The 21,253-nt window shown below is 37.4% G+C and carries 22 protein-coding genes; 17 read left to right on the top strand and 5 right to left on the bottom strand.

Annotated features, from left to right (window positions below; genetic code table 11):
* Positions 1–90 precede the first annotated feature (90 nt).
* The 13 genes from R2Q70_RS08155 (at position 91) to R2Q70_RS08095 (ending at position 11,228) form a co-directional block, all read left to right on the top strand.
* The gene (locus tag R2Q70_RS08155; protein WP_316807122.1) at positions 91–1,026 is read left to right on the top strand and encodes a DUF6892 domain-containing protein; all 936 of its coding nucleotides are present in this window, start codon (positions 91–93) and stop codon (positions 1,024–1,026) included.
* 209 nt (positions 1,027–1,235) lie between these two features.
* Positions 1,236–1,646: a DUF4259 domain-containing protein gene (locus tag R2Q70_RS08150; protein ID WP_316807121.1), complete on the top strand. Its 411-nt coding sequence runs from the start codon at positions 1,236–1,238 to the stop codon at positions 1,644–1,646.
* Between the two features lie 217 nt (positions 1,647–1,863).
* Positions 1,864–2,847 carry a hypothetical protein gene (locus R2Q70_RS08145; protein WP_316807120.1) on the top strand — a complete coding sequence of 328 codons (984 nt, stop codon included), beginning with the start codon at positions 1,864–1,866 and terminating at the stop codon, positions 2,845–2,847.
* Between the two features lie 209 nt (positions 2,848–3,056).
* A complete protein-coding gene (locus R2Q70_RS08140; RefSeq protein ID WP_316807119.1) occupies positions 3,057–3,734 on the top strand; it encodes a hypothetical protein in 678 nt (225 codons plus the stop codon).
* A 242-nt stretch (positions 3,735–3,976) separates the two neighbouring features.
* A complete protein-coding gene (locus R2Q70_RS08135; RefSeq protein ID WP_316807118.1) occupies positions 3,977–4,603 on the top strand; it encodes a hypothetical protein in 627 nt (208 codons plus the stop codon).
* 78 nt (positions 4,604–4,681) lie between these two features.
* Entirely contained in the window at positions 4,682–5,512 is an 831-nt protein-coding gene (locus tag R2Q70_RS08130; protein ID WP_316807117.1) for an ankyrin repeat domain-containing protein, read from the top strand.
* Between the two features lie 159 nt (positions 5,513–5,671).
* A complete protein-coding gene (locus tag R2Q70_RS08125) occupies positions 5,672–6,574 on the top strand; it encodes a hypothetical protein (RefSeq protein WP_316807116.1) in 903 nt (300 codons plus the stop codon).
* Between the two features lie 145 nt (positions 6,575–6,719).
* Positions 6,720–7,736 carry a leucine-rich repeat domain-containing protein gene (locus tag R2Q70_RS08120; protein WP_316807115.1) on the top strand — a complete coding sequence of 339 codons (1,017 nt, stop codon included), beginning with the start codon at positions 6,720–6,722 and terminating at the stop codon, positions 7,734–7,736.
* A gap of 167 nt (positions 7,737–7,903) precedes the next feature.
* Positions 7,904–8,251: a hypothetical protein gene (locus R2Q70_RS08115; protein WP_316807114.1), complete on the top strand. Its 348-nt coding sequence runs from the start codon at positions 7,904–7,906 to the stop codon at positions 8,249–8,251.
* 505 nt (positions 8,252–8,756) lie between these two features.
* Positions 8,757–8,936: a hypothetical protein gene (locus R2Q70_RS08110; RefSeq protein WP_316807113.1), complete on the top strand. Its 180-nt coding sequence runs from the start codon at positions 8,757–8,759 to the stop codon at positions 8,934–8,936.
* Between the two features lie 184 nt (positions 8,937–9,120).
* Entirely contained in the window at positions 9,121–9,498 is a 378-nt protein-coding gene (locus R2Q70_RS08105; RefSeq protein WP_316807112.1) for an AraC family transcriptional regulator, read from the top strand.
* 87 nt (positions 9,499–9,585) lie between these two features.
* Positions 9,586–10,341 carry an SDR family oxidoreductase gene (locus R2Q70_RS08100; protein ID WP_316807111.1) on the top strand — a complete coding sequence of 252 codons (756 nt, stop codon included), beginning with the start codon at positions 9,586–9,588 and terminating at the stop codon, positions 10,339–10,341.
* Between the two features lie 497 nt (positions 10,342–10,838).
* Positions 10,839–11,228: a DUF1398 domain-containing protein gene (locus R2Q70_RS08095; protein WP_316807110.1), complete on the top strand. Its 390-nt coding sequence runs from the start codon at positions 10,839–10,841 to the stop codon at positions 11,226–11,228.
* A 42-nt stretch (positions 11,229–11,270) separates the two neighbouring features.
* Here the strand turns inward: R2Q70_RS08095 and R2Q70_RS08090 are convergent, their stop codons facing one another.
* The 4 genes from R2Q70_RS08090 to nudK all read right to left on the bottom strand — a co-directional run bounded on the left by R2Q70_RS08090 (position 11,271) and on the right by nudK (position 14,471).
* Positions 11,271–12,302: a quinone-dependent dihydroorotate dehydrogenase gene (locus R2Q70_RS08090; protein WP_316807109.1), complete on the bottom strand. Its 1,032-nt coding sequence runs from the start codon at positions 12,300–12,302 to the stop codon at positions 11,271–11,273.
* 272 nt (positions 12,303–12,574) lie between these two features.
* Positions 12,575–13,225: an NAD(P)-dependent oxidoreductase gene (locus tag R2Q70_RS08085; RefSeq protein ID WP_316807108.1), complete on the bottom strand. Its 651-nt coding sequence runs from the start codon at positions 13,223–13,225 to the stop codon at positions 12,575–12,577.
* Positions 13,226–13,342: 117 nt separating this feature from the next.
* On the bottom strand, positions 13,343–13,753 hold the full coding sequence (locus R2Q70_RS08080) for an Rrf2 family transcriptional regulator (protein WP_316807107.1): 411 nt from the start codon (positions 13,751–13,753) through the stop codon (positions 13,343–13,345).
* Positions 13,754–13,883: 130 nt separating this feature from the next.
* Positions 13,884–14,471 carry a GDP-mannose pyrophosphatase NudK gene (gene nudK, locus R2Q70_RS08075; protein WP_316807106.1) on the bottom strand — a complete coding sequence of 196 codons (588 nt, stop codon included), beginning with the start codon at positions 14,469–14,471 and terminating at the stop codon, positions 13,884–13,886.
* A 463-nt stretch (positions 14,472–14,934) separates the two neighbouring features.
* On the opposite strand from nudK, the gene R2Q70_RS08070 reads away from it, so the two are divergent.
* Entirely contained in the window at positions 14,935–16,842 is a 1,908-nt protein-coding gene (locus tag R2Q70_RS08070; RefSeq protein WP_316807105.1) for an ABC-F family ATP-binding cassette domain-containing protein, read from the top strand.
* 28 nt (positions 16,843–16,870) lie between these two features.
* On the opposite strand, the gene R2Q70_RS08065 is transcribed toward R2Q70_RS08070, so the two are convergent.
* Positions 16,871–17,026, bottom strand: coding sequence for a hypothetical protein (locus tag R2Q70_RS08065; RefSeq protein ID WP_316807104.1), 156 nt, complete (start codon positions 17,024–17,026; stop codon positions 16,871–16,873).
* A 511-nt stretch (positions 17,027–17,537) separates the two neighbouring features.
* Here R2Q70_RS08065 and R2Q70_RS08060 point away from each other — a divergent pair.
* The 3 genes from R2Q70_RS08060 to R2Q70_RS08050 all read left to right on the top strand — a co-directional run bounded on the left by R2Q70_RS08060 (position 17,538) and on the right by R2Q70_RS08050 (position 21,251).
* Positions 17,538–18,812: a DUF5103 domain-containing protein gene (locus R2Q70_RS08060; RefSeq protein WP_316807103.1), complete on the top strand. Its 1,275-nt coding sequence runs from the start codon at positions 17,538–17,540 to the stop codon at positions 18,810–18,812.
* A 124-nt stretch (positions 18,813–18,936) separates the two neighbouring features.
* Positions 18,937–19,902 carry a formylglycine-generating enzyme family protein gene (locus R2Q70_RS08055; RefSeq protein ID WP_316807102.1) on the top strand — a complete coding sequence of 322 codons (966 nt, stop codon included), beginning with the start codon at positions 18,937–18,939 and terminating at the stop codon, positions 19,900–19,902.
* Positions 19,903–19,931: 29 nt separating this feature from the next.
* Positions 19,932–21,251: a Gfo/Idh/MocA family oxidoreductase gene (locus R2Q70_RS08050; RefSeq protein ID WP_316807101.1), complete on the top strand. Its 1,320-nt coding sequence runs from the start codon at positions 19,932–19,934 to the stop codon at positions 21,249–21,251.
* Positions 21,252–21,253 lie beyond the last annotated feature (2 nt).

Here is a 21,253-nt window from a genome sequence, read left to right as displayed (position 1 = left end):
TTGTGCTTCGATTGCCCCACCATCGCAAAGCCCCGAAACGTTGTGTGCAATTTTACAGAGCCACTAACCAAAGACACAAACAAAGAAAAAATGGGAATATTCGACAAACTATTTGGAAGTAAAATAGAAAACCAAAAACTTATCGAAATTGACTTTACTAAAAACGGAATTGTTTTAAACGGACGAAATAACCAATTGCCAGTAAAAATTTCAATTTTAAACGAAATTTTTGGAGAACCAGAAGAGGTTAAAACCGAAACCAATGTTCTTTATATTTGGCAGGACAAGGGAATAAGAGGATTTTCAAAAGACAAAGAAAATATTTTTGAAGTAGATATTCAACTTATACAACTTGGTCAAAATCAATTTTTTCCACAACAACCGTTTTTAGGCAGTTTAAAAATTGAAGGAACCGATTACAAGAACTTCGTAAAAGTATCGCAAAATGATTATCTTTTTAAAGAGTATAAAATTGGAAATTCAGAAATTCAAGTCAGATTGACAAAAGAAGAACCGAAATTAATTCGCTCAATTTCAATTGACATACAAGAAGAGGAAGAAGAGTTAACTCAAAAAGAGGATTATAAACTCAAAAAAATATCGGGAGAAAAAATCGAATTTAAGGATTTCAACTTCAAACTTGCAATTATCGAAGAGCTGATGTATAATAAAGAGCTTTTAAAACCAAAATTCGATGTTTATGAATTTGCAGAAATAACAAAAATTAAGGGATTTAGCGCTACAGAAGGTGGTTATGAACCAATCCCAGAAGTTGTCGAATATTTCAAAGAGTTAGAAATTGACAAAAAATTCGCGGAACAAGTAACTGAAATTTACCAAGATGGCGGAAATGAAATTTATATGAATGTTACACCACAATGGGACGGAGAAGACGATGTATTTAACATTCAATCCTTTGAAGACATTAAACACTTTCCTAACTTAAAGAAAATGACTTTATTTGAAACCGACAGTAAAGTTATCGAAGAACTTAAATCAAAAGGAATTGAGATAAAACCTCTATAAAAAACTGCACACAACAAGGGTTTTGCAATAGTGGGGCGAAACTGCAAAGTTCAACGGTAGTTCTTCGGTTGAGCTTTTGTGCAAAATTGAAGATTTGTGCTTCGATTGCCCCACCATCGCAAAGCCCCGAAACGTTAGCGGTAAGTTTATACCGACCGCAATCTGACAAAAGACGAAACAATAAATATTAACTTAAAAAACACAAATTTATGGGAGCTTGGGGACACGGAATATTTGACGACGACACAGCATATGATTATGTTGATGAAATTGACAACTCTGATAATCCGAAAGAAATTTTCAAAGACGCTTTTGAGACTGCTATTAATGCTGAATATTTAGAATATGATGACTGTCACGCAGTTACAGTTTCAGCATCATATATTGACAGCATTCTTAACGGAACAAAACCAAGAGTGGACGCAGAGGACGAAAATTTCTTCCAATTTGTAGAAAAAAACAAACATTTAGACTTAACGGACTTAAAGCCCAATGCTGTAAAAGCATTAGAAAAAGTTATTAGTGACAGCTCTGAACTAAATGAACTTTGGACAGACAATGAAGAACTTTACCCAAAATGGAAAGGAAATATCGAAGAATTGATAGAACGATTGAAATAAAACCTACCGCCAACAAAGGTTTTGCAATAGTGGGGCGAATCCCGAAGGGTCGAGACAAGATCTGCAAAGTTCAATCCCGTATATACGGGATTCTTCGGTTCAACTTTTGTGCAAAATTGAAGATTTCCCGATGTAAAATCGGGACAAGTTGTGCTTCGATTGCCCCACCATCGCAAAGCCCCGAAACGTTAGCAGAGATTATAAAAACCAACACCGAATGATGACAATAACAGATATAATCAATTTAATAGGCTTAAAAAGTACCGACAAAGAACTACTTCAATGGTTTGGAAAAAGCGAACTCAAAAATCCGCCGAAGACAATCAATGCAAACCAAGGCTCTAAATCAATTGACGATAAGCTGAATGAATTGTCATATTATTTTTATTTCGACATAACTAATGACAAATTCTACCCACCTAAAAGCTCAAAAAATGACAATTACACATTTGATTGTTATCTAAAAAGTGTTGCGGTTTTTGAACGAAATAAGAAAGGAAATACTGACAAGCCTAATGGATTTTGGGGAAATCATATCAATCCCAATAGTATTTATGACGAATGCTGTAAGTATTTTAACATAGAAATTAATCAAACCGACAACCACACTTTTTTTAGTAAATCAATCAATGAAATTGTTGAAATAAAAGTTTGGATGACACCAAACTCAGAAAAAGTAAAAAGCATTTATTTAGGTGTAAAAGAAGAAGTGGAAATTATATCTTTTTACGATTTTAAAGAAAATAATGAACATAATACTGTAAAGCAAGCTTACTTGCTCATTGTGAAATGGCTTTTTGACAATCACTTTTTGCAGTTGCCAGAAGAAATTTATGCCAAAGGATTAAGTTTTGATATTCACGAAATCAGAACTTTTGTTTCCAACAATTTACTTAACCATATTTGGGACAATCAATTAGATTTGGTTAAAGAACCCGATTTATACAAATTTTTATTCGGTATGAACAGCAATAGTAATATTGAGTTAATGAACGAAGAAAAAATGAATGTATATGTTCGAAATTTATTTTTACAAGAAGCTGGAGTTTGGGAAGAGCATCAACGGATTTATAACGATGCTTATGATACAGAGAAACTTCTTAATCTTGAAAAATCAACATTTCTAAACGAAGAACAAAGGCGAACTTTTGTAAATACATTGACCAATTTATATAATCACTATAAGACGCATAAAAAATAACCTCTGCTAACAAGGGTTTTGCAATAATGGGGCGAATCCCGAAGGGTCGGGACAAGATCTGCAAAGTTCAATCCCGTATATACGGTAGTTCTTCGATTCAACTTTTGTGCAAAATTGAAGATTTGTGCTTCGATTGCCCCACCATCGCAAAGCCCCGAAACGTTAGCGATCATTCTATAAGACCGACACAACGAAAAGAAATTTAACCTATGACAACAGAAGAAATACGTGAAAAATTAAATTCAAAAAAATCTGCTGACAGAAGACGTGGAGCAAAAGAAATTGGAAAATTGAAACTTGTAGAATTTGGAGAGGAACTTTATGAAAAATATCTAATCGAAAGGTTAGATAAACGGACTTGGGAAACCCAATGTGAAATGATAAAAGCTTTGGGAAGTATTGACTTCAAAGAAGCATTTGGTGAAATCGAACAAATTGTGCGGACTAATATACCACACGATATGATAACTATTGTGGCAGGAACAACATATGTGCAACTAAAACGAAAATCAATAAATGACGGAAGTCCTGTTTTAGAATTATTAGAATTTGGAAGTGTTTCTGTAATTCACGGAGCACTGTTGGCTCTTGCAATTGACCAAATGAAACCTAACGAAAATGAAGTGAAAAAAATACTATCGTTTTGCAAAGACATCAATAAACATAAAGACCGAATTGGACACGAATATGGACTTGTCGACAGCAGAAAATATTTAGCTATTGCTTGTGCAAATTGGGACATTGCACTTACAAGCGATTTTTTAAATCATTGTATCGACACTGCTTCTAACATTAGTAGCTTTGGAAAACCAGTAATAAATCAAAGTCTTATTGAGGTATGCCAGAACTCATTGAAAGGAAAATTTAGTAAAGCTTACTTACCATAAAAATCAAAATGGAAAAAGAACGAACCGCTAACAAGGGTTTTGCATTAGTGGGGCGAATCCCGAAGGGTCGGGACAAGATCTGCAAAGTTCAATCCCGTATATACGGGATTCTTCGGTTCAACTTTTGTGCAAAATTGAAGATTTCCCGATGTAAAATCGGGACAAGTTGTGCTTCGATTGCCCCACCATCGCAAAGCCCCGAAACGTTAGCGGCAAGCTTGCACACAGACCGAAATTGACCAATGAACTATAATACACAACATCAGAATTTTATTCTTATTTCCTCATTAACCTTAGTTGACCTTTTGTCAACTGACAAACTTTTGCTTCAAATAGTAGAAGTTCTGACGCCATTGATAACACCGATAAAAGGGGTTCATAGTGTATCGGGACAACAATTTGACAAGGGAGAAATAAAATTGGGACGACTTTCTTGGAAACAAGAAGTTTTTCAAAATCTCATAAGTAACTATGAAAACAGTAAAGACAAGGATAATTTCAAATTCACATTTTTATCTTGCTATTTCCCTAATTTGACAACTTGTAATAAAGCTAATGAAACCCCAAAAATCACTCTGATGTTTGACAGGCCTTACGGTGACAAACTTTTGTTTGGTAGTGGTTTTTTTATAAGTTTTAGACAAGACTATTTTTACGAACTTGGAGAAAAAACGGTGCTTGAGACAGTGAATAACATTTCAGAATTAATGAAACCAATTCTTAAACTGACTGCACAAAGAGCTTATGCAAAGAAAACATTGGGAGGATGGAATGACAGTTTACAAGATTTGTTTCCATCAACTGTGGTTAAACAAACAAAAGGTACATTGACAATAAACAAAGAATTTCAAAATTGGCAAGAGTTCTGACCAACGAAGCCTATCGCTAACAAGGGTTTTGCGATATGCTAACCAACACCAGTAAAAAATGAAACTGCAGAATAACAGATGAAAAAAACATTTACAATTTTAATAGCTTCTCTAGCTTTACTGTCTTGTCAAAACAAAGCACAAGAGGCGACTCAAGTATCAAATAAGATAGCCGAAAAGCAAGAACTAGCCCAAACACAAAATATACAGGACACTATAAAAATCCCAAAACCCACAGATGAAATTATAGGTGAGTTCTACAAAGCTATTTTTGATAATGATAGTATAAAAGTAAGGCAAATGTTGGAAACTGTATTTCCTGCAAACTATGAACCTAAAAATAAGATACCACCGCTGCAAGCATTAATTTGGTCATCAGAGAATTTATATCTAACCAAACTATTTGTAGAAGGTGGAGCAAAAATCAACAATAAGGAAAATCCATTAACCATTGTTGCATCTGAGTATGGTAGATTGGAAATATTGAAGTACCTGATAGAAAAAGGTTGTGATATTAAAAACAATAAAGCTTTCAATACTGCAGGTTTTCATAAGTTTTACGATGGTGCAAAATTTTTATTGCTAAATGGTGCAAATCAGGAAAAAGGTGATGTGAGGGGGAAAATTTGGCTTTTTGAACAAGCCGTAATCAAATCTGACTATGAAGTACTTAATAAACTAAACCTCACAAATGAAGAACTTAACAACAACAATTGTGATGGAGAAACAGCATTAATTATCGCAGTAAAACAAAATAATTTTCAGATGGTAAAATATCTATTAAGCAAAAATGTAAACAAAAATAAACCTGAAACTTTTGACTGCGGAGATAATGTGAATTACGGAAAAACACCAATTCAAATTGCAAAAAAAGCTAATTATCAAGAAATCATATCCTTACTTAAATAAATCATCTAAAAACATAATACGCATAACAAGGGTTCAGACATGCTAAGCTCGCTTTGGATCGGTTACCTCCGGCCTAACCACGTCCAAAATTACCGCATTACCGTAAAGCCCCGAAACGTTAGCGGCAACTTTAAAAAAAGCACAACAACAAAAAAATATATGGAATACATTTCAACGTCAGCGCTTGCAAACGAACTCGACATTAAATCAGCCGACCTGTTTGACAAACTGAAAACACTTGGTTGGATTGAAAGAAAAAATGACAAGTGGGTTTTAACAGAATTTGGAAAGCAAAAAGGCGGACAAACAAGAAACAACCCGAACTTTGGAGAGTTTGTTGTTTGGCCTGAAAACATATCACTTTACGGTGTAGAGCAAACAGATAAACCAAAACTTCTTAACGCGACAGCAATTGGTAAGCATTTCGACATTTCTTCACAACGATTGAATTTGATATTATCGGAATTTGGTTGGATAGAAAAAGACGTTGCTGGTTGGAAAATAACTAAACTTGGTAAAACTGTAGGAGGCAGACAATTTGAACACGAAACTTCAGGAGGTTCTTACGTTTTGTGGCCTGACAATATTCTTCAAAACAAAAGTTTAGTAGGAGTTTTCAATATTACCGCAACAGAAAAAGAAGCACCGAAGCAAGTTTCTACTACACCACAACAGCAAACACAAACACCTTTGGCAACATCAAATAATTTTAGAGAAAAATTTGAAGCAAAACACAGGACGAAAGACGGACATTTTGTGCGTTCAAAAGCAGAAGTTATAATTGACAACACACTCTATGACTATGGCTTAGTTCACGCATATGAAAAGAAAGTTCCTATTGACGAAGAATTGTACACGGACTTTTATTTGCCGAACGGAAAGGTTTATATTGAGTTTTGGGGTATGGAAAACGACCCAAAATATCTTGAACGAAAAAAAATAAAGTTGGAAATTTATAAGAAGTACGACTTAAAATTAATTGAACTGGACGAAAGCGACATTTCAAATCTTGACGACCACTTGCCGAAAAAACTTTTGAAATATGGCATCAAGGTTTACTGACATTAGAAAGGAAAAAGCCTTAAGCTCGGGTTTGGCAAAGTGGCAGTTCAGTGCTAAGTAGACACATATTTGAAGAAAAATTCGCCACTACGCCAATCTCTGCTCATTCAATATCATCATAGGAACCTTTAACCAAATAAAAAAAATGAAAACAGTTATTGTATTTTTTACCATACTAACGTTTTTTCAAGGTTGTTTGGGGCAATCTAGAAATAAAAAAAAGGAAGCCAAAACAGCTGATATTGGATTTGCTGTAGTAGATGATCAGGCCGCATTTTCTAATTCCGACCAGTCGGTTACGATGTCTGTTGCGCCAAAAAACCTAAACGGTTTCACAGTTTACAAAAACATCGCCGAAGCGATAAAATCTCCGAAAGATGTTCGTGTTTTAGATTTGTCTTCTCAATCATTAACCAGCATTCCCGAAGAAATTAAAACTTTAACTAACCTAAAATCTCTGGATTTATCATTTAATAACATTAAAAATATTCCTGATTGGTTATCAGATACGGACAGCTTAATCGCGTTAGATCTGCAGTCGAACGAATTATCTTCCATTCCATTATCGTTTTTAAAACTGAAAAATTTAACCCACCTTAATGTAGGAATGAATAAGCTTGCTGATCTTCCGAACGACATCGGAAACCTCAGTAACCTTGTTGTGTTTCAATGTACCAATAATAAGCTCAAACAACTTCCAAATTCGATTGGGAATTTGAAAAACCTATACCATCTGGAAATTTATAGCAACGAACTGAACGCCTTACCAGAAAGCATCGGAAATTGTACAGGTTTAGTAAATCTGAATTTTTCTTACAATAAGCTTTCTACACTTCCCTCAAGCCTTGGCAACCTGAAAAAATTAACCTGGCTTTATTTTGATGAGAATTTTATTGCTGTTTTACCCAATAGTTTAACCGGATTAACAAACCTGACCTATCTGGGCCTTAGCAAAAATAAAGTAAAAACATTGCCAGGAGATTTTGGCAATTTGAAAAATTTGCACGGCTTTGCCATGAACTACAATAAACTTACCACTTTACCAATGTCATTTTATAATATGAAATCATTAGTTGATATTCATTTAGAAAACAACGAGCTAAGTGTTGAAACTAAAAATAAGTTGCAGAAGAAGTTTAACCAAATACCACTTTATTTGTAAATTAAAGACTTGGCCTGGTAACCTTCGGTGAGGAATTTCGGTTTGCAATTTGGGGCGAATACTGCAAGGCTTGTGGTAAAATGCGACTAAACAATAAAACCGAAAAGCTTTGGAGCAGATCATCTGGTGATAAAAGGAAATATAAAATATTAAACTGAATGAATGTATTGTTAAAAATTGCAGGAGTACTTTTGCTTGTTACTGGTTTTGTTTTTACAATCAAACCTCAGCTTGTAAGTTACATCCCCGAATCAATTACTGCTTATCAAATGATTGAAAAAAGAGTGATGTGGGGGATTTTGATCGGTTTGGGAATACTTGGCATTTTCAATCATCAGATTGACTCGTTGAAGGCCGGTATATTTGCATTTTTAGCGGCTTTAACTTTAGGAATAATCATCGCCAGAATAATTGGTTTGTTGATGGATGGTTTCTACCTCAAACAATTACTTTGGTTTGGGATTGAAATTCTCTTACTTGTATTTTTTGCAATACTGTATTCGAAACAGAAATAATGATAAAAGGAAATCGCTAACATCGTTACGCTGCAATTTTAGTCAAAGGCTATTAAACTTTCGTGTTAAAAACTGCCGCCTGCTGCAAGCCCTTAAACGTTAGTGAAATTTGACAGAGAAATAAATGATTAAAAACTATAACTACAAGATTAAGCGCAGGCCCTTTCCTCACGCACTATTAAAGACGTTTGAAGGGGCGCTTTTAAGCACCATCGAATTTACAGAAACGGAAGTTTCTGAGCGGAGGAATTGGATGTTCCCAGAGATCTATTCATTTTCGGCAACTTTTTAAAGCAGCAACTATCAATTAATTCGTACCACTGAAAGCGAGAAAGTTATTTATAAACTGACAAAAGACAGTGAATTTATCGGAGAAATACCAGATGACATATTTAATTCACTTAGCGCCAATTGCACCATCACAAATGAAAAAGATCAACCTGAAAACAAAAATTTGATTATTTCGGGACATGTCAGGGCTTGGTCGAAGAAGATTTCTTTGCGTATGTACGACGATACAAAATTGCTGTTTAACATTCACGATCGCATTTTCGGAGGATGGAAACTTGAAAGTTCAATACAGGAGACTGAAAATAATTTCCCTGTGCTGATGATGATGTTTATTTCTGTTTTTACTGTTGCCAGGCCGGCTTTGCTTTTGATGAGAATGAGCGCTAAAGGATAAATGAAACTGCTGCCCACAGTGATTTGATATTACAGGTAATAAAAATTAAACTCATGTTTTTGGTTAAAATGATCTTAATGAAGGTTAGGCTGCATGATCTGAATTTCCGCCCAAAACGCGAAGCCATTCAACATTACGAGCATTTTAGCACAACCCCCTTCAGCCACAACAGACACAAAAACTAATGACCGATACGAAGCCAAACAACATAAAAAGAAGTGCAGAAATTACAGCAGCATACTTCACCTTCCTCGACCAACATATTGAAGATGTGGTAAATGGACAAGTATTAGATTTTCTGGAACTTAACCAGATTGCACAAGCTTTACACATTTCACACTCGCACCTTTCTGACACTTTGCAGCAAGAAACCGGACACCATCCTTGCCATTTCTACGACCGCAAAATTTTAAACAAAGCCAAATCACTTCTAACCGATACAAATTTATCAATTGCTGAAATTGCAAAAAAGCTTACTTACGACCCCTCTAACTTCGGTAAATTTTTTAAAAAATTTGCCGGACAAACCGCCGGCGATTTTCGTCGGCAGCATAAAAAATAGGGCACATAAAAAATATCCGAAAAGTTCACCACGAAATTAACCATACACTTCTTGACCTTTGCAGCATAAATTTTAAATATTCATAAAATGTCGAGAAACGATTTAAACGGAAAAGTAGTGTTAATTGCCGGTGGTGCAAAAAATTTGGGCGGACTTTTAAGTAAAAGTGTAGCCGCAAAAGGTGCTAAAGTGGTTATTCATTACAACAGCGATAAAACAAAAGCAGAAGCTGACCAAACTTTGGCAGAAATTAAAAATAATGGTGGCGAAGCCATTTTAGTGCAGGCCGATTTAACCAACATTACCAACATCACAAACCTGTTTGCAACAGCAAAAGAAGCATTTGGTGGCGTAGATGTAGCCATTAACACCGTGGGTATGGTGCTTAAAAAACCATTTGGCGAAACCACGGAACAAGAGTACGACACCATGATGGACGTAAATGCCAAACAAGCTTATTTCTTTTTGCAGGAAGCTGGCAAATACCTAAACGATAACGGCAAAATTTGCACCATTGTAACCTCATTGCTGGCAGCGTTTACGGGTTATTATTCTACCTATGCAGGTGCGAAAGCGCCGGTAGAACACTTTACCAGAGCGGCTTCTAAAGAATTTGGAGCTCGTGGAATTTCTGTAACAGCAGTTGCACCCGGACCAATGGATACTCCATTTTTTTACGGTCAGGAAAGTGAAGAAGCCGTTGCCTACCATAAATCGGCATCCGCTCTGGGTGGATTGACCAAAATTGAAGATATTGCACCATTGGTAGAATTTTTAGTTACCGATGGCTGGTGGATTACAGGCCAAACCATTTTTGCGAATGGCGGCTACACCACGCGATAAATTTAAAATTCATAAATGTTGCAAAAGGCAAAAAACAATCGTTATTTGCCTTTTGCTATATAATGGGCTGTCCATGAGGAAAATCAGTTCAACTAATGCCACAATTTTGATATAGCTGGTTTTATCGCTTCCCGGATAGATAATAATACTCACAAAAAGTAGCAATGTTTGAGCCTGCTGCCAGAAAAAAAATATAATGGCGGAATTGCAGAGCAACAACTTTCCAAAGCGCAGACGATTAAACAACAGCATTGGTACCAGATGAATATCAGTGCGACGCTTCTCCTAATTGTTTTTGATATTTCAAACGACTAAAAAAAGATCAAATAGGCCATGGAGAAGCAAGGTAAGATCTGCAAAATTTTGTACTTTCGCCATCTTCTTGGTTTAGATTCTTTTAGCATAGCAGCATACGAATTGATGAAGAAATTCCAAATCTTCCCCATTGTAAAATAGCAGTTCCTTAATGATGTATAAAAATCATTAATTATTAAACAATGTTTACAGTAAAACAAATTGCCTTTGCGCACAGCAAGGTTAAATCAGGCGCCGATTTTCCCTCATACATTAAGGAAATTAAGGAATTAGGCGTACAATCTTATGAAGTTTGGGTTAAAAATGGCCAAACAAAATATTTTGGAGCGGATGATTTTAGTACGAAATCAAGTTCAAAGTATGACGAGCTCATCATCGCAGACCATTGCAATACAGAAAAGTTCAAGGTTTATTTAAAGTCGCACCAAAACGGTGAAACCAATTATTTAGAATTCTGCAGGCATTGCGCTGAAACCGGAATAGAAAAGTGGTTTGTATCATTAGATACGATGATTTGTACTTATTTTGATCAGGCTGGACAAGAGGTTTTAGTGGAAAGAATTCCTGGATAAAATCTAATTTTTAGAAAGCTGGAGAATTCATCTTCAGCTTTGCTATTTAACTAAAGATTTGCAAATCGATTTAATCAACCCAGGACCTTCATAAATAAAGCCGGTATATAATTGGACCAGACTTGCTCCGGCGGCTAATTTTTCCTGTGCATCTTTGGCAGAATGGATTCCGCCCACACCTATAATCGGGAAAGCTTGATTTGATTTTTCTGAAAGATATTTGATCACTTCTGTAGAACGTTCTTTCACAGGTTTACCACTTAAGCCGCCCATTTCACCAGCCAATATTTTTTCAGTAGCCAAATTTTCTCTACTGATGGTTGTGTTGGTTGCGATGATGCCTGCAATTTTTGTTTCTGCTACAATTTCGATAATATCATCTAACTGTGCATCGGTTAAATCGGGCGCAATTTTTAATAATATGGGGCGGGAAATATCATTTTTACGGTTACGTTGCTGCAAGGTATTCAGGATGTTTTTCAAAGGCTCCTTTTCTTGTAACTCACGTAATCCAGGTGTGTTTGGGGAACTTACATTCACCACGAAATAATCTACCACATCAAATAACCGATCAAAACATTTGATGTAATCGCTTACGGCATCTTCGTTAGGCGTGGCTTTGTTTTTACCAATGTTTCCACCCACAACAATATCAGGATGTTTGTCTTTCAGCATACGCAGTCGCTCGGCCATTACATCAACACCTTTATTGTTGAAACCCATTCGGTTAATTAGGGCTTCATCGTTCGGTAAGCGGAACATGCGGGGCTTATCATTTCCAGGCTGTGGCATTGGGGTAACCGTTCCAACTTCGATAAAGCCAAAACCGAGGTTACTTAAAGATTCCACGTATTCGCCATTTTTATCAAAACCTGCAGCGAGCCCAACAGGATTGCGAAATTTTATTCCAAAAACTTCTCGTTCCAAGCCTTTGATGTGAAAATCAAAGCTGCTGCGAATAATGGTTTTACCTAAAGGAAACTTGTCATTAAACCATTTTAACCGTTTCACAACGAAATAATGTACGTTTTCAGGGTCAAATTTGAAAAATATTGGTTTAATAAGGCGATACATGCCACGAAGATAAATAAAATATGGAAAATAATGGAAGATGGAAAATGTGAAAGGGTAAATGGAAGACGGATGATGGAGAATGGAAAATGGAGAATGGAAAATGGATGATGGAAAATGGATGATGGATAATGGATAATGGAAAAACCCACCGCCTAAATTGTATCCCTCATGATATCTCCTACAAAGCCATCATCCGCTTTACCTCTACCATCATAAATCCCATCTTCCATCTTACCTTTACCATCTTCCATCTTTCCCATCTTCCATCCAAACTAATATGCTGCCGTAAACTGCTCTTGGTGGTGCGCATTATTTTCCAGTTCATCAGCCAGAACAATAGATAAATCTTCTACCGATAAAATTGAACGACCTTCTTCATTAAAAACCGGAGAAGTTTTACCCAAACGATATTTACCTGTACGGCCGATGGTGATACCTGGGTGCATTTCAATTGCAGGACTAAAAAATAACCAATCCAGCTCTTTTTCTTCTTTCAACTTGTTGAAGTAATCTCTCACAGCTGATGCCCCCGGATAAATTTCTTTCGGAAACTGTGGTCCATCAACCAGTTGGTTTCCGTCAATTTGCAAAGTACCGGCACCACCAATAAAAATATAACGTTTCACACCCGATGCTTTAACCGCTTTTTGAATGGCTTCTGCACCTGCAAACGTATCGTTATATAAATTTGGGTTAGTCCAACCTGCGTTAAAAGCGCTAATCACCGCATCAGCACCCTTTAAAGCTTCTGCCAATTTATCGGTATCTAAAACATCAACCGCCACTTTGCTTACTTTCTCATCTGTATTTTCAATTTTATCCGTATCGCGGGCAATTGCAATTACCTCATTACCACGACTTACCAACTCGTTTAAAAGGGCTTTACCTACAAAGCCAGATGCGCCTATTAATGCTACTTTCATATTTTTTAATTTTAAGTGTTGAATATTTAATTATTGAATTTTGAATGAGTGAATTATTGAATGAGAGTATTCTAAATTATTGTAATATATTTTATTACAGTTTTGAATAAAAAATTTTTATTTGAATTTTAGGGCAAAATCTGCCAAAGTTTGATTCGATAAATTTTCGATTAAAGCTTTTTCAGCATCATTATAAAGTGTATTCAAATGCTTGTTTATTTGTTTTCCAATCGGGCATTTTGGGTTCGGTTCGTTTTTACTTTGCCCTAAAATATTGCTGTTGTTAACGGCTTTGTAAACCGCTCCCAAATTAATATTCGATGCGTTTTTTGCCAAAAAAGAACCACCGCCCTTCCCCTCTTTGCTATCCACAAAACCATGCTTCCGCAAATTCATTATTTCTTTACGAACCAGCACAGGATTAATATTAATGCTCCCAGCCAGATATTCAGAACTCACCAGTGTACCTTTTGCTTCATCAAGCAAGGTAAGTATATGTAAGGAAATCGAAAATCTGCTGTTATTCATTCTGTAATATTTTTTATTACAGTACAAATGTAAGGACTTTTATTTAACATCAAAATATTTTATGATTTTTTCGACGAATTGTTAGTCGTTTGAATAAGAAGAATAATTAAAGCAGCAGATATATTTTGAATTATAAGTTTACAAACCCATTGATTTGCGCATATTGCAAAAGCATAATGGTTTTGCCATCTTTAATTTCGCCGGTTTTAATCATTTCCAAAGCATTTTTAAAGGGCAATTCTAATACTTCAATGTTCTCTTGCTCTTCGTGATGACCGCCACCTTCGCTCACTTTCATATCTTTTGAATATTCGGCAGTAAAAAAATAAAGGATTTCGGTTACAGAACCAGGCGACATATAAGCTTCAAAAACCTTCTGAACATCCTTAATTTTATAGCCGGTTTCTTCTTCTGTCTCACGTTTAATAGCGGTTTCAGGATTATCTTTATCTAACAAGCCGGCACAGGTTTCGATTAACATACCGCCTGCATTGCCATTGAGGTAAGTAGGCAACCGAAACTGACGCGTAAGAATTACGGTTTGATTTTCTTTGTTGTAAAGCAGAATGGTTGCACCGTTGCCCCTATCATAAGCTTCGCGATTTTGGGTTTCTACGGTACCATCTTTCTTTGTGTATTCAAATGTAATTTTATTTAAGGTATACCAATTATCTGAAAGGATTTCTGTGCTTAAAATTTTAATGTTTTCGTTGTTCATTCGTGATTAGCTTTAAATTCAAATGTATTAATTTTTTAACCGTTGACTGAAGTCAACGGCAATGAAGTGCGTTGTGATAAAACAGGTTGGTAATGCTATCGTTATTAAATCTCATTGCCGCCGTGCTTTAGCAGACGGATTTTAGTTTGCACTCTGGCCGTTTTGCAACCGCCACTACAAGGCACAATTTTTTGTGTATAAACCTGATAGCAGCGAAAATACTTTTAAAATTGCAGCAACCTTGAATGTGCCGTTGTTCTGAGGAACGAAGAACCTGCCATGGATGAAACAGATTCTTCGTTCCTCAGAATGACAGAAGTTTTTAAAAGATTGTAGCGAATAGCAGGAACAAACTTTAACAAAACCTGCTGCCATTGCTTTCCAAATATTAAAAAACCGAACATTTGCCTATTTCGCTTTCAGAAAGGAATTAGCTTTTAAAATTCGTACTTTTGCAGCCGAAATGATTTCAATAAATAATTTAACATTCCTCATTGGCTCAAGAGCCTTATACGACGAAGCGAACTGGCACATTAAACCGGGCGATAGAGCTGGCCTAATTGGCGCTAACGGAACGGGAAAATCGACACTTTTAAAGATAATTGTAGGCGAATATGCGCCAACTTCGGGTACGGTTTCGATGTCGAAAGACTTGAAAATTGGCTATTTGAACCAGGATTTACTTTCTTACGAATCGCATCATAGCATTTTGCATGTGGCCATGGAGGCTTTTGAGCGCCAAAACCAACTGCATGATGAGATTGAGGAATTGCTTAAAAAAATAGAAACGGATTACAGTGAAGAGGTTTTATATAAGTTAAGCGATAAACAGCAGGAATTTGAGGCGCTGGATGGTTATAATATCGAATACAGAGCCAACGAAATTTTAGCAGGTTTAGGTTTTAGCACCGCAGACCAGCACCGTCCGCTGAATACTTTTTCTGGAGGTTGGCGTATGCGGGTAATGCTGGCAAAAATTCTTTTGCAAACGCCTGATATTTTGCTGCTGGATGAGCCGACCAACCACATGGATTTACCCTCTATTAAATGGCTGGAAAATTATTTACAGAGTTTTGAAGGCGCCATAGTCATCGTTTCTCACGATAGGTATTTCTTAGATAAAATTGTAAACAGAACGGTTGAATCGCGTAAAGGAAAATTAACGGTTTATGCCGGAAATTATAGCTTTTATGTAGAAGAAAAGGCCTTACGTGGCGAAATTCAGAAAGGTGAATTTAAAAATCAGCAGGCAAAAATTAAACAGGAAGAGCGTTTAATTGAGCGTTTTAAAGCGAAAGCATCGAAAGCAAAAATGGCGCAATCGCGGATGAAAGCTTTAGATAAAATGGAGCGTATTGATGATGTTGATGACGATAACCCGACGGTAAATTTCAGCTTTAAGTTTACCAAACCATCTGGCCGACATGTGGTTCGTATTGAACATGCAACGAAGCATTACCCAAATGTTCATATTTTGGAAGATGCAGAGGCAGTGATAGAAAAAGGCGATAAAATTGCATTGATTGGAGCGAACGGTAAGGGTAAATCGACCTTATTGAGGATGATTGCCGGAACTGAAAAATTTGAGGGTTTTTGCGAAACGGGTCATAATGTTACCACTACTTTCTTTGCGCAGCACCAGCTGGAATCTTTACACCTCGACAATGCTATTTTAGAGGAACTGCAAGCCTTTGCGCCGAAACATACGGATACCGAATTGCGTAGTATTTTAGGCTGTTTCCTGTTTACGGGTGATGATGTTTTCAAAAAAATCAAGGTATTATCCGGAGGAGAAAAATCTCGTGTGGCTTTGGCAAAATCTTTAACAACAGATTCGAACTTCCTGATTCTGGATGAGCCGACCAACCACCTGGATATTCAATCGGTTAATATTTTGATTCAGGCGCTACAACAATTTGAGGGAACTTTTATTGCGGTTTCTCACGATAGGTATTTCTTAGATAATGTGGCCAATAAAATCTGGTTCATTGAAGGCGAAAAGATTAAACAATACCCTGGAACGTATGCAGAATACGAGGAATGGAACAGTAAACGCGAAATTCCGGTTGCTAAACCGATTCCGGTTAAAATGCCTGAGAAAGTAAAAGAGGCTCCAAAACCTACTACACCGAATGCTGCAAATCAGTTAAAAAAACTGAATGATGAGCTGAAGAAAATCGAAACGTCGATTACAGAACAGGAAGCAACGGTAAAAAATATTGAGGCAGAATTAGCTGATGAAAATGTTTACAGCAAAGCTGATAAACTGGCCGAAGCGAACAAGCGATATCTGGCTGCGAAACAGGATTTAGATAATAGCCAGGCTAAATGGGAAACCTTAGCTGGAGAAATTATGGAACTGGAAGGTTAATCTTTTCCGTCATTGCGAAGCCGATTCTTCAGCGGCTGTGGCAATCTTGTAACATCGAAGCCGCAGATTTTTCTGCGGCTTTTTCTTTTGCCACGGAAACACGGAAGACACGGAAATAAGATTGAAGAATATTTTTTAATTGGTCCATGGAGACACGAACCATGGCTTGAATCTTTTCCGTCATTGCGAAGCCGATTCTTCATCGGCTTTCTTTTGCCACGGAAGCACGGAAGACACGGAAATAAGATTGAAGAATATGTTTTAATTGGTTCGTGGAAACACGAAGCAAGGCTTGAATCTTTTCCGTCATTGCGAAGCCGATACTTCATCGGCTGTGGCAATCTCATAACATTGAAGCCGCAGATTTTTCTGCGGCTTTTTCTTTTGCCACGGAAACACGGAAGACACGGAAATAAGATTGAAAAATATTTTTTAATTGGTCCGTGGAGACACGAACCATGGCTTGAATCTTTTCCGTCATTGCGAAGCCGATTCTTCAGCGGCTTTCTTTTGCCACGGAAACACGGAAGACACGGAAATAAGATTGAAGAATATTTTTAATTGGTTCGTGGAGACACGAACCATGGCTTGAAAAATTCCGTGTAAATCCGTGTTTCCGTGGCAATATTTTATTTTCAATTTACTTCCTCGGCGGCAAATCTTTCAAAATTGGCTAATACTCTGTACTTTTAGCCATGCAAAAACTAATCGCAATACTTTTATTTTTCATCCCCACACTGCTCTTTGCGCAAACCAATAGTTTCACTTACGAAAACAAAATTTATCAGCCGAACATAAAAACAGTACTTTGCTACAATACCAGCCGCGAGCAAAGTTTGCCGGTTATCCAGCTAAATTCAGCAGAAACAATTACATTCTCATTTGATGACTTATTGGGTGGAACGAAAAATTACTGGTATTCAATTGAGCATTGCACCTCAGAATGGCAACCTTCAAGAATATCAACCATCGATTATTTGGGTAGTTTTAATGATGACCGTATGATTAATTACCGTTACTCATCAAACACCACCAGAAAATATACCCATTACGAACAAACTTTCCCAAATAGTCAAATTCAGCCAAAAATTGGCGGAAACTATCTTTTAAAAATTTATCTGGATGGAGATAAAAATCAGCCCGTAATTTCACAACGTTTTTATATTGTGGATAACCAGGTGGCGGTTAGCGCTGAAATTACCAATTCAATGCAGGTTGCTGATCGAAACTCAAAACAGAAAGTAAATTTTACCATCAATCATTCTATACCCATCCCTAACCCTTATCAGGATTTGAAAGCAGTTGTGATGCAAAACTTCAACTCTAACACCGCAAAAGTAAATACACGCCCGTTTTTTGTTCGGCCGAACCAGTTGGTTTATAATGATTTAACAACAAACGATTTTTGGGGAGACAATGAGTTTAGAAAATTCGATACGCGAAGTTTGCGTTATAAAGCAGACAATGTGAAAGATATTTATCGCGACAGTGAATCGGTGAACGTGATGCTTTTTCAGGATGTACCGAGAAATACCGGCGCATTTGCCAATCAATTTGATGAAAATGGAAACTTTTTTATCAAAAATACTGATGGAAGAGATGACAGAACTGAAGCTGAATATATGGGTGTGCTGTTTACGCTTAATGCACCCGCACCAGGCAAAAACGGCGATGCTTATGTAGTAGGTCGGTTTAACAATTATACGTTAGGCAAGGATAACAAACTGCTATATGATGCCAGCAGGAAACAATTTTATGCAAACATCATGCTGAAGCAAGGCTTGTATGATTACGAATATGCATGGTATGATCGCGACACGAAAACCTTGGAGACATTTCCTTTTGAAGGTTCGTTTTTCCAGACAGAAAATACCTATCAAATTTTTGTGTATTATCGTCGCCCGGGCGCTCGTTGGGAAACCCTGGTTGGCTATGCAAACATCAGCAATCGGATTAACGACAGGCGGTAGAATAATTATTAACCATCCCCTTATTGTTACATAAATTTTCTCGAATTTGATAGCGGTTATTTACTTTAGTAATCAGATTATTAAGTAACCGAAATGCTCTAAAAGAGTATGCTAACCATTTATTATGTTCAAGAAAGTTTTTGCTGCTGCATTAATTCTACTTATCTACGGGCAAAATTTCGCTCAAAACCCGCTTAAATCCTATACTCAAAATATCGATGGCACAAAACTTAGCTTTGACATGCAGGCTATCCCCGCGGGAAAATTTCAGATGGGGAACAAGGCAGGCAAAACAGATGAACAACCCATACATGAAGTAAAACTTGATGCTTTTTGGATTGGAAAATACGAAGTAACCTGGAATATTTTTGAACCATTTTTATACCGTGATTTTGAAAAGCAGGCAAGTGTAACAGCTATTCCCGCAGAAGTAGATGCAGTAACCCGGCCCACAAAACCCTACCTTGATATGACTTTTGGAATGGGAAAAGAAAATCAACCCGCTGTGGCCATGACACAGTATAATGCCATTCAATTTTGCAAATGGCTGTATGTACGAACAGGCGTTTTCTATCGCTTACCCACCGAAGCCGAATGGGAATATGCCTGCAGGGCAGGCAGCCATACCAATTACTCTTTTGGGGATGCAGCAACAACGTTAAAAGATTACGCCTGGTATGCAGACAATAGCGACAATAAAACTCATCAGGTTGGTCAGAAAAAACCCAATGCATGGGGTTTGTATGACATGCATGGCAATGTGAGTGAGTGGACATACGATCAATATATCCTCGATTTTTATCAACTGGGAAGAGATAAAATTTCAGAAAACCCGGTTGCCATTCCAGAGAAACTTTATCCAAACACGGTGCGTGGCGGCTCTTTTGATGAAACGCCGGAAAATTTAACCTCATCAGCCAGGCTGCCTTCTGATCCATCATGGAAACAGTTAGATCCACAAATACCTAAAAGCAATTGGTGGTTTCCCGAAGCCCCATTTGTGGGCATGCGCCTGGTTCGGCCAGCTAAAACACCAGGTAAAGCCGAAATTGAAGCCTACTACAACAAACAACCTATTAAAGATTTATAACTAAACCGATCTAAACCCATACTTCAGAAATGAAAAACGAACCAAACACACAAGAAAGACGAGATTTTTTGAAAGCCTCTGCCCTATTGGCGGGAGGAGCGATGTTAAGCAGCATCCCACTTACAGGTGCCTATGCATCAGGCAATGATACCATAAAAATTGCCTTAATTGGTTGCGGAGATAGAGGAACCGGCGCAGCTTTTCAGGCGTTAAGTACAAAATTCAACATTAAACTAGTGGCCATGGCAGATGCTTTTCAAGATCGCCTGGATAGCAGTTTCCAATCGCTAAACACAAAATTTGCAGCAAAAATGGATGTTCCGAAAGAGCGCCAGTTTGTAGGTTTTGATGCTTACCTAAAAGCTATCCCATTGGCTGATGTTGTGCTGTTGGTAACGCCTCCAGGTTTCAGACCCATCCATTTTGAAGAAGCCATTAAACAAGGTAAACATGTTTTCATGGAAAAACCTGTTGCCGTTGATGCGCCAGGCATTAGAAAAGTTTTGGCCGCAGCCGAAATTGCAAAAAGTAAAAAACTTAATGTCGTAGTGGGTTTACAGCGACGTTATCAGGCCAATTACCGCGAAGCGATGAAGCGTGTTCAGGAAGGTGCCATTGGTGATATCGTATCCGGCCAGGTTTACTGGAACAGTGGCGGCGTTTGGGTACGGCCACGAACGGCCAACCAAACCGAAATGGAATATCAAATGCGCAACTGGTATTATTTTAACTGGCTGTGTGGCGATCATATTGTAGAACAACATGTTCATAACATTGATATTGCCAACTGGATTAAGGGCACCCACCCGATTTCCGTTCAGGGAACCGGAAGCAGGGCCTGGAGAACCGGAAAAGATTATGGGGAAATTTATGATAACCATGCGGTAGAATTAACCTACGCCGATGGATCAGTAATCTACAGTCAGTGTAAACATTTCGAAGGTGTTCCAAACCGTGTTGATGAAACTTTCCAGGGTACAAAAGGTAAAATTTACTTATCTGCTGGCAACCAGGCCAAACTTTGGGATTGGAAAGGCAATGTAATTTATAATCATAACACAAAGGGAAACGCCAACCCTTACCAAACTGAGCATGATGAACTTTTCGATGCCATTTCAAAAGGCGAATACAAATTTGACAACGCAGAATATGGCGCACACAGTACCCTGACTGGTATTATTGGTCGCTATGCCACCTATTCCGGACAAACCATAAAATGGGATGAGGCATTGGCTGCGAACAATAGTTTGATGCCAGAGCGCTTCGCCTGGGATGCCAATCCGCAATTGATGCCGGATGCAAACGGACTTTATCCGATTGCGATGCCTGGAAAAACTAAAGTTTTGTAAGT

Origin of the sequence: Pedobacter agri (assembly GCF_032678665.1) — a bacterium.
Taxonomy (GTDB): domain Bacteria; phylum Bacteroidota; class Bacteroidia; order Sphingobacteriales; family Sphingobacteriaceae; genus Pedobacter; species Pedobacter agri_A.
Note: the sequence above shows the minus strand (reverse complement) of the source record. Positions and strands in the feature narration are given on the sequence as shown.